Consider the following 6,324-nt stretch of genomic DNA (forward strand, 5'->3'; position numbering starts at 1 on the left):
GAGGTTCTAGAGAATGATCCGTATAGTGATGATTGCCGCCGCCGCCCTGGCGCTGGCCGCCTGCCAGCCGAAGACGCCGGTCGTCAAGGCCGCGCCGGACCAGAGCGTGGCCTCGGCACAGTTCCTCGCGAAGAACGCCAAGGAGCCCGGAGTCGTCGTCCTGCCGGACGGCCTGCAGTACAGGATCGTCCACTCTGGGCCGACCACCGGGGCCAAGCCGCACCTCAACGACGAGGTGAAGGTCAACTACGAAGGCAAGCTGGTCGACGGCACGGTATTCGACTCATCCTACGAGCGCGGCCAGCCGGCCAGCATGCCGCTGAAGAATCTGGTCAAGGCCTGGCAGGAAGCCATCCCGATGATGCGGCCGGGCGACGAGTGGATCCTCTATGTGCCGCCGGAGCTGGGCTACGGCCCCGAGGGCCAAGGTCCGATCCCGGGGAACGCGGCGCTGATCTTCCGCATCGAACTGATCGACTACCTGCCCGGCCCGGGGTCGGTGGAGCAGGGGTGAGGGCCGCTGGCCGTCCCTAGAGCGCCCGCTTCATCCCGACGTGGCTCCTCTCGAATCCCAGCCGCTCGTAGAACCGGTGCGCGTCGGTGCGGCTGGTGTCGCTAAGAAGCTCCATCTGTTTGCAGCCGCGGCGGCGCGCTTCATCCATGGCCCACTGCATCAAGACCTCGCCAAGCCCCCGGCCACGCAGGTCTGAGGCGATGCGAACCGCCGAGACCAGGGCCTGTTCGGCGCCCTGGTTCGACAGGCCGGCGATGAAGGTGAGCTGCAGCGTCCCGACCGCCCTCGCCGCCCCATCCTCCGCGACCGCCAACAGAGCGCGCGGGTTGGCGGCGATCTTGTCGAAGGCGTCGAGATAGGCCGGCAGCGGCGGATCGCTGACCGCCTCGCGACCGGCCCCCAGGCCATCGTCGGCCAGGAGCGCCACAATGGCGGCGACATCCTCTCGGCGGGCGGGGCGGATGGTGATTTTCGGAGCGGTCGCCATGGCCCTGCCTATCACGGCTGCGGATTCCTTTGAGGCCCCGCGAGCGTGGGTCTATGGATTTTGCCCATGAGCTTCTCCGGCCCCGACCGCGACATCCTTCAGACCCTGATCGGCTTCGACACCACCTCGCGCCACTCGAACCTGGCGTTGATCGAATGGGTGGAGGCCTACCTCGACCGTCACGGCGTGCCGCACCGGCGGGTGCTGAACGCCGAGGGGACCAAGTCCAACCTGCTGGCGACGGTCGGTCCCAATGTGGAGGGCGGTGCGGTGCTGAGCGGCCACACCGACGTCGTGCCGGTGGACGGCCAGCCGTGGAGCACCGATCCCTGGACCGTGGTCGAGCGCGACGGGCGGCTCTATGGCCGCGGGACCTGCGACATGAAGGGGTTCCTTGCACTGGCGCTGGGCGCCGTGCCCGGCCTGATCGCGGCCAATCCGAGGAAGCCGGTGCACCTGGCTTTTTCCTATGACGAGGAGATCGGCTGCCTGGGCGCGCCGTCGATGATCGAGGTCATCCAGCGCGAACTGCCGGCCCCCGCCTTCGTGGTGGTGGGCGAGCCGACCGACATGGTCGCGGTGAACGGCCACAAGGGTATCGCCAACTTCCGGGTCACCGTGACCGGCCGCGAAGCGCACTCCAGCCAGACCCAGCAGGGGGTCTCGGCGATCATGGCGGCGGTGAAGCTGATGGCTGCGCTCACCGAGCTGGCCGAAGGGCTGGAGCGCGACGCGGACCCCGCTTCGCCCTTCACGCCCAAGTGGCCGACGCTGACCATCGGTACGGTGCACGGCGGCACGGCCGGCAACATCCTGGCGCGGGAATGCAAGTTCATCTTCGACCTGCGGACCCAACCGCCCCTGGATCCGCTAGCGATCCTGGCGCCTTTCGTGGCCGAGGTGCGGGCAATGGATGCGGCGCTGAAGGCCCGCGCGCCGGAGGCGGGCGTGGTGATCGAGACGCTCTCCAATGTGCCCGGTTTTGCGCCGGAGCCGGATGGGGCGGCGGAGAACTTCGCCCGGCGGCTGGCTGGCGACAACGGGCCGCCCAGGGCGGTGTCCTTCGCCACCGAGGCCGGGCAGTTCCAGCGTGCGGGCCTGTCGACCGTGCTCTGCGGTCCCGGATCTATCGCCCAGGCGCACCAGCCGGACGAGTTCGTGGAAGTCTCCCAGATGGAGCGCGGCCAGGCCTTCATGCGCCGGCTTACGGAGTGGGCCGCTTCCGCTGGATGAAGGCTCGGCGGAGCAGCAGGTCGAGCGGGTTCCAGGTCATGGCCCGCGCGATCGCCCAGGAGCCGACCTTGCGGGTCGCCTGAGCTTCGCGGCGGGCGTCGAGGGCGACGCCGATGTTCCGGATCCCGGCGACTAGGCCCTTGATCGGCGTCGCCACCTCGCCGCGGGTGGCGTGACGGGCGAAGAGCACCGCGGTCGCCAGGACGTGCAGCGGCAACGTCAGCCAGAACAGCACCGGCGGCGTGTCCTTGACGAAGACCCAGAAGCGGTTGCGGGTGCCGTGGAAGACCGCGAAGTCCGAGCGCCGCCCGCCGGTCGAGGCCGAGCCCACGTGGCGCACCACGGCGTCCGGGACCAGCAGCGTCAGTTCGCCGATCAGCCGAAGGCGGTAGCCCAGGTCCACGTCCTCGCAGTAGCAGAACAGCCGCTCGTCGAAGCCGCCCAGGCGCAGGAACAGGTCGCGCTCGACCAGCATGGCGCCACCGCAGGCCGAGAACACCCAGCCGGGCGCAATCGGACCGGGGTCCTTGTGGGTGTAGCCTCCGCGGAACGGGTAGCCGGCCAGCGCCATGACATCGCCAAGGCCGTCGAGGCGGCTCGGGTCCTCGGCCATCAACTGGCGGGAGGTGAAGCAGTGAACGGCGGGGTTCGCCTCGGTCGCCGCAACCAGACGTTCCAACCAAGCTCGATCGGCATAGGCGTCGGGGTTGAGCAGCGCGAGCCACTGACCCCGTGCAGCCTTTGCGCCCTGGTTCACGGCCGCGGCGAAGCCCAGGTTTTCGGCGTTCTCGATCAGGCGGATCTTGCGGTCGGCGGCGGCGGCGGTCTGGGCCGTGCGGTCGCTGGAGGCGTTGTCGACCAGCAGAACCTCATAGCTCGTGAAGGTCTGGGTCTTCAGCGCCGCGAGGCATTCCGCCAGCGTCGGGCCGCTCTCATAGACCACGATCACCACGCTCACAGCCGGCGCTGAGGGCTTGCCAATCGCTCCGGCGCGCGCCATCCGAGAGGTCACTCCCACGTTTCCGAGCCGACATGACGACGATCACGCCCCTGGCCCTCGCCGAGGTTCTGCATATCACGCCGAAGCGCCATGGCGATGCGCGAGGCTGGTTCGCCGAAACCTGGAGCCACAAGGCCTTGCTGGCCGCCGGCGTGGACACCCAGTTCGTGCAGGACAACCAGGCGTTCAACGGCCTCAAGGGCACGGTGCGGGGCCTGCACTTCCAGAAGGCGCCGCACGCCCAGGGCAAGTTGGTGCGGGTTTTGAAGGGCGCGATCTTCGACGTGGCGGTCGACGTACGGACGGGCTCGCCGACCTACGGCCGCTGGGTCGGCGCCGCGCTCACCGCCGAGACCGGCGAGCAGCTGTGGGTGCCGCGCGGCTTCGCCCACGGCTACATGACACTGACCGACGACACTGAGCTCTTCTACAAGGTCGACGGCGACTACGCGCCCCAGCTCGAGGGCGGCCTGATCTGGAACGACCCCGACATCGGCATCGCCTGGCCGCTGGATGTGGAGCCGCTGCTGTCGGAAAAGGACAAGGTCCTGCCGCGGCTGAAGGACATGCCGCCCGCGACCTTCTAGGGTCGGCCCGCGGCCTGGAATTGAGTTCGCGCCTCATCCGACTTGCCAAGCTTCGCCAGCGACTCACCCAAACGCCGGTGGTTCGCTCCCCAGTGCGGGGCCAGCTTGTCGACCGCCGCGAAGCGCTCCGCGGCGCCCGCGAAATCGCCCTTGGCCATCAGCGCCTCGCCCCAGACCTCCAGGGGATCGGCGAAGCGCGGGGCCTTGGCCGCCGACCGCTTCGCCAGGGCGATGGCCCCGTCCGCGTCGCCGCGGGCGAGCCGCGCCTCGGCCCATTCAGCCTCCGCGAAGGGCGATGACGGCGCGAGGCGCACGGCCTCGGCGAACTCACGGTCCGCGTCGGTCCAATCGCGACCGTCGGCGGCGATCCTGCCGCGCACCCGAAGGCAGAGGTAGCAGTCGAGCGGCGTTCTGCCGATCAACGCCTGGGCCTCGGCCGCCTGGCCGATGGCCGACAGGGCGCGCGCCTCCAGCGGCCAGATCCAGACCCGTTGCATCAGACCATATACCGGCTTCTTGGCGCGGCCGGCTTCCAGGGCGGCGTCCACCGCGCGAGCGTCGGCCAGGGCGGCGGCCCAATCGCCGCGCTCGACGGCGATCCAGTAGGCTGGGAGAGCCTCGAACGCGCCCTCGGCGACAACCCAGAGCATCTCGCTGTCCGCCGGAACCTGGGCCGTTCGCTGGACCGCCGCCGCAGCAGCCAGATCGTGTCCCAGGGCGTCAGCCGTCTCGGCCATGGCCGGCGCCGGCTCCCCGAAGTGCAGGATTTCCTGCGTAGCGATCGCCAGCCAGGTCTGCGCCGACGCCGGGAAGTCAGGGACCACGAACTGCAGGAAGGCGCGCCCCAGCAGCTTGTTCTCCACATAGAAGACCTCGCTGGTGTCGGGGGCCCGCTTCTGGTCGTCGTGATCGAGGATCTTGGAGATCGCCAGCACCGCCTCGTCGTGCCCCGACCAGACCTCGGCGTTCACGAGGCTGATGCGGTCTTCGAGGTCGGAGCCGGCGCCAAAGCCCAAACCCCGCGCGGCATGGCTGCGCGCCGCGGCCAGATCCCCATGATCATTGAGGTCCATGACCGCCCATCTGGCGTAGGCCCAGCCGCGCTCGCTCATCGGGCCGGTGGCGGCAAGGTCCGAGATGACGGCGAAGGCCTCGTCCCAGCGGTCTTCCTTGTCCAGATATTCCACATAGCGATAGGGCTGGTTCGCTCGATAGACCGCCTCGGCCGCCTTTTGGGCCAGCTCATCGAAGGCGGTGGCTGGGCCGGTGAAGGTCTGCGGCGGGGCGTCGCCCATGCGGGCGGTAAGCGCGATTCCGGTCGGCGTCGTCAGCACCTCGCCGCTGACGCGGCTCACATGGCCGACCTTGTCGCGCAGCAATTTCTCGAACTCGCCGAAGGTGAGGCCCGTTTCGGGGATCTCGACCTTCGCGTCGGAACCCCAGTTGCCCTCGTACGACTGTGACGGCCGGTCGGAGTCCTCGGTGGCTGTCTGCAGGGCCTGCAGCTTGTCGAGGAAGCGGCTGGCGGCCACCTGGCCGGTCAGGCCGCCGCGGGCGAGGTCGGGCGGCACGGAGAAGGCCTCGATCTGCAGTCCGTGCTGTTCGCGCGCCTGCCAGACCATCATCGCCACCAGGGCCACGACGCCGGCTCCGACCAGGGCGGTCATCATTTGCAGGAGCGCCTTCAACCGGTCGCTGAAACGGGCCCAGCGCAGGCGCGAAAGAGCCAGATCGCCGGTTTCGTGCAGATGCTCGGATTGCAGGCGCGCCAGGCGGGTGTGTTCGGCCAGGAAGGCGTCGAGGGCCGGATCACCGCTGGGCTTCGCCTTGCGACGGCCGAGCGCCAGCGCCAGGGCCGCGCCGAGTCCGGCGCCGGCCACCGTCGTTTCGGCGGCCTCGGCTTCCCGCGCTTCCTCCGCTTTCGCCATGGACGACCGATCTCCGCAATCTACAGCGCCGCTTGCATAGCACGGACGCTACGCGCGTCAGCCGTCGGCCAAAAATGTTCAGGCGCCGGGGCGCGGCGGCGCGGGACAGCCGTCGGACCACTCGGCGAGGACATCGGCGTCGGGTTCGCCCATGTGGCCGACGCGCAGGCCCTCGAAGGCTTCGGCGTCCATCAGCTGACCCAAGGCCCAGACCGCGGCGCCACGCACCAGCGGCGAAGGATCGGCCAACAGCCGCTCCGCCGCCGACGCCAGCGCCGGATTGCCGGAATTTCCGATGGCGTAGAGAACGTTGCGGACGAACCGGTCGCGGCCGATGCGCTTGACGGGGCTCTTGCTGAACAGGGCGCGGAATTGGGCGTCGTCGAGGCGGGCGAGATCGGCGAGGGACGGGGCGCGGAGGGCCTCGCGGGCCTGCAGTTTCTGCTCGGCGGCAAGGGCGGCGAACTTGTTCCACGGACAGACCGCCAGGCAGTCGTCGCAGCCGTAGATGCGGTTGCCTAAGGCCTCGCGGAACTCTCGCGGGATCGGGCCTTTCAGCTCGATGGTCAGGTAGG

General features: G+C 69.5%; 7 protein-coding genes. 3 read left to right on the forward strand and 4 right to left on the reverse strand.

Features of this window, described 5'->3' with window-relative positions; all coding sequences use genetic code 11:
* Positions 1 to 13 precede the first annotated feature (13 nt).
* Complete coding sequence (locus tag E8A12_RS18850) at positions 14 to 514, forward strand: FKBP-type peptidyl-prolyl cis-trans isomerase (protein WP_293371663.1); 501 nt, start codon at positions 14 to 16, stop codon at positions 512 to 514.
* A 16-nt stretch (positions 515 to 530) separates the two neighbouring features.
* Here the strand turns inward: E8A12_RS18850 and E8A12_RS18855 are convergent, their stop codons facing one another.
* Positions 531 to 1,001, reverse strand: coding sequence for a GNAT family N-acetyltransferase (locus E8A12_RS18855; protein WP_293371665.1), 471 nt, complete (start codon positions 999 to 1,001; stop codon positions 531 to 533).
* A gap of 66 nt (positions 1,002 to 1,067) precedes the next feature.
* Between E8A12_RS18855 and argE the strand changes: the two genes are divergently transcribed.
* On the forward strand, positions 1,068 to 2,234 hold the full coding sequence (gene argE, locus E8A12_RS18860) for an acetylornithine deacetylase (protein ID WP_293371667.1): 1,167 nt from the start codon (positions 1,068 to 1,070) through the stop codon (positions 2,232 to 2,234).
* Here argE and E8A12_RS18865 read toward each other — a convergent pair.
* A complete protein-coding gene (locus E8A12_RS18865) occupies positions 2,206 to 3,234 on the reverse strand; it encodes a glycosyltransferase family 2 protein (protein WP_293371669.1) in 1,029 nt (342 codons plus the stop codon). The two genes, argE and E8A12_RS18865, sit on opposite strands and share 29 nt — an antisense overlap.
* A gap of 32 nt (positions 3,235 to 3,266) precedes the next feature.
* Here E8A12_RS18865 and rfbC point away from each other — a divergent pair, with 32 nt between their 5' ends.
* Positions 3,267 to 3,821, forward strand: a complete 555-nt coding sequence (rfbC, locus tag E8A12_RS18870) for a dTDP-4-dehydrorhamnose 3,5-epimerase (RefSeq protein ID WP_293371671.1) — start codon at positions 3,267 to 3,269, stop codon at positions 3,819 to 3,821.
* Here rfbC and E8A12_RS18875 read toward each other — a convergent pair.
* Positions 3,818 to 5,749, reverse strand: a complete 1,932-nt coding sequence (locus E8A12_RS18875; protein WP_293371673.1) for a hypothetical protein — start codon at positions 5,747 to 5,749, stop codon at positions 3,818 to 3,820. The genes rfbC and E8A12_RS18875 overlap by 4 nt on opposite strands.
* A 78-nt stretch (positions 5,750 to 5,827) precedes the next feature.
* Positions 5,828 to 6,324 (reverse strand): 4Fe-4S double cluster binding domain-containing protein (locus E8A12_RS18880; RefSeq protein WP_293371675.1); only part of this gene is annotated, 497 nt, incomplete at its 5' end.

Origin of the sequence: Phenylobacterium sp., assembly GCF_004799395.1 — a bacterium.
GTDB lineage: Bacteria > Pseudomonadota > Alphaproteobacteria > Caulobacterales > Caulobacteraceae > Phenylobacterium.

What these genes read in the sequence shown, in the direction of transcription:
- E8A12_RS18850 (WP_293371663.1), top strand. Translation starts at nt 14, where the DNA reads ATGATCCGTATAGTGATGATTGCCGCCGCCGCCCTGGCGCTGGCCGCC.
- E8A12_RS18855 (WP_293371665.1), bottom strand. Translation starts at nt 1,001, where the DNA reads ATGGCGACCGCTCCGAAAATCACCATCCGCCCCGCCCGCCGAGAGGAT.
- argE (WP_293371667.1), top strand. Translation starts at nt 1,068, where the DNA reads ATGAGCTTCTCCGGCCCCGACCGCGACATCCTTCAGACCCTGATCGGC.
- E8A12_RS18865 (WP_293371669.1), bottom strand. Translation starts at nt 3,234, where the DNA reads ATGGCGCGCGCCGGAGCGATTGGCAAGCCCTCAGCGCCGGCTGTGAGC.
- rfbC (WP_293371671.1), top strand. Translation starts at nt 3,267, where the DNA reads ATGACGACGATCACGCCCCTGGCCCTCGCCGAGGTTCTGCATATCACG.
- E8A12_RS18875 (WP_293371673.1), bottom strand. Translation starts at nt 5,749, where the DNA reads ATGGCGAAAGCGGAGGAAGCGCGGGAAGCCGAGGCCGCCGAAACGACG.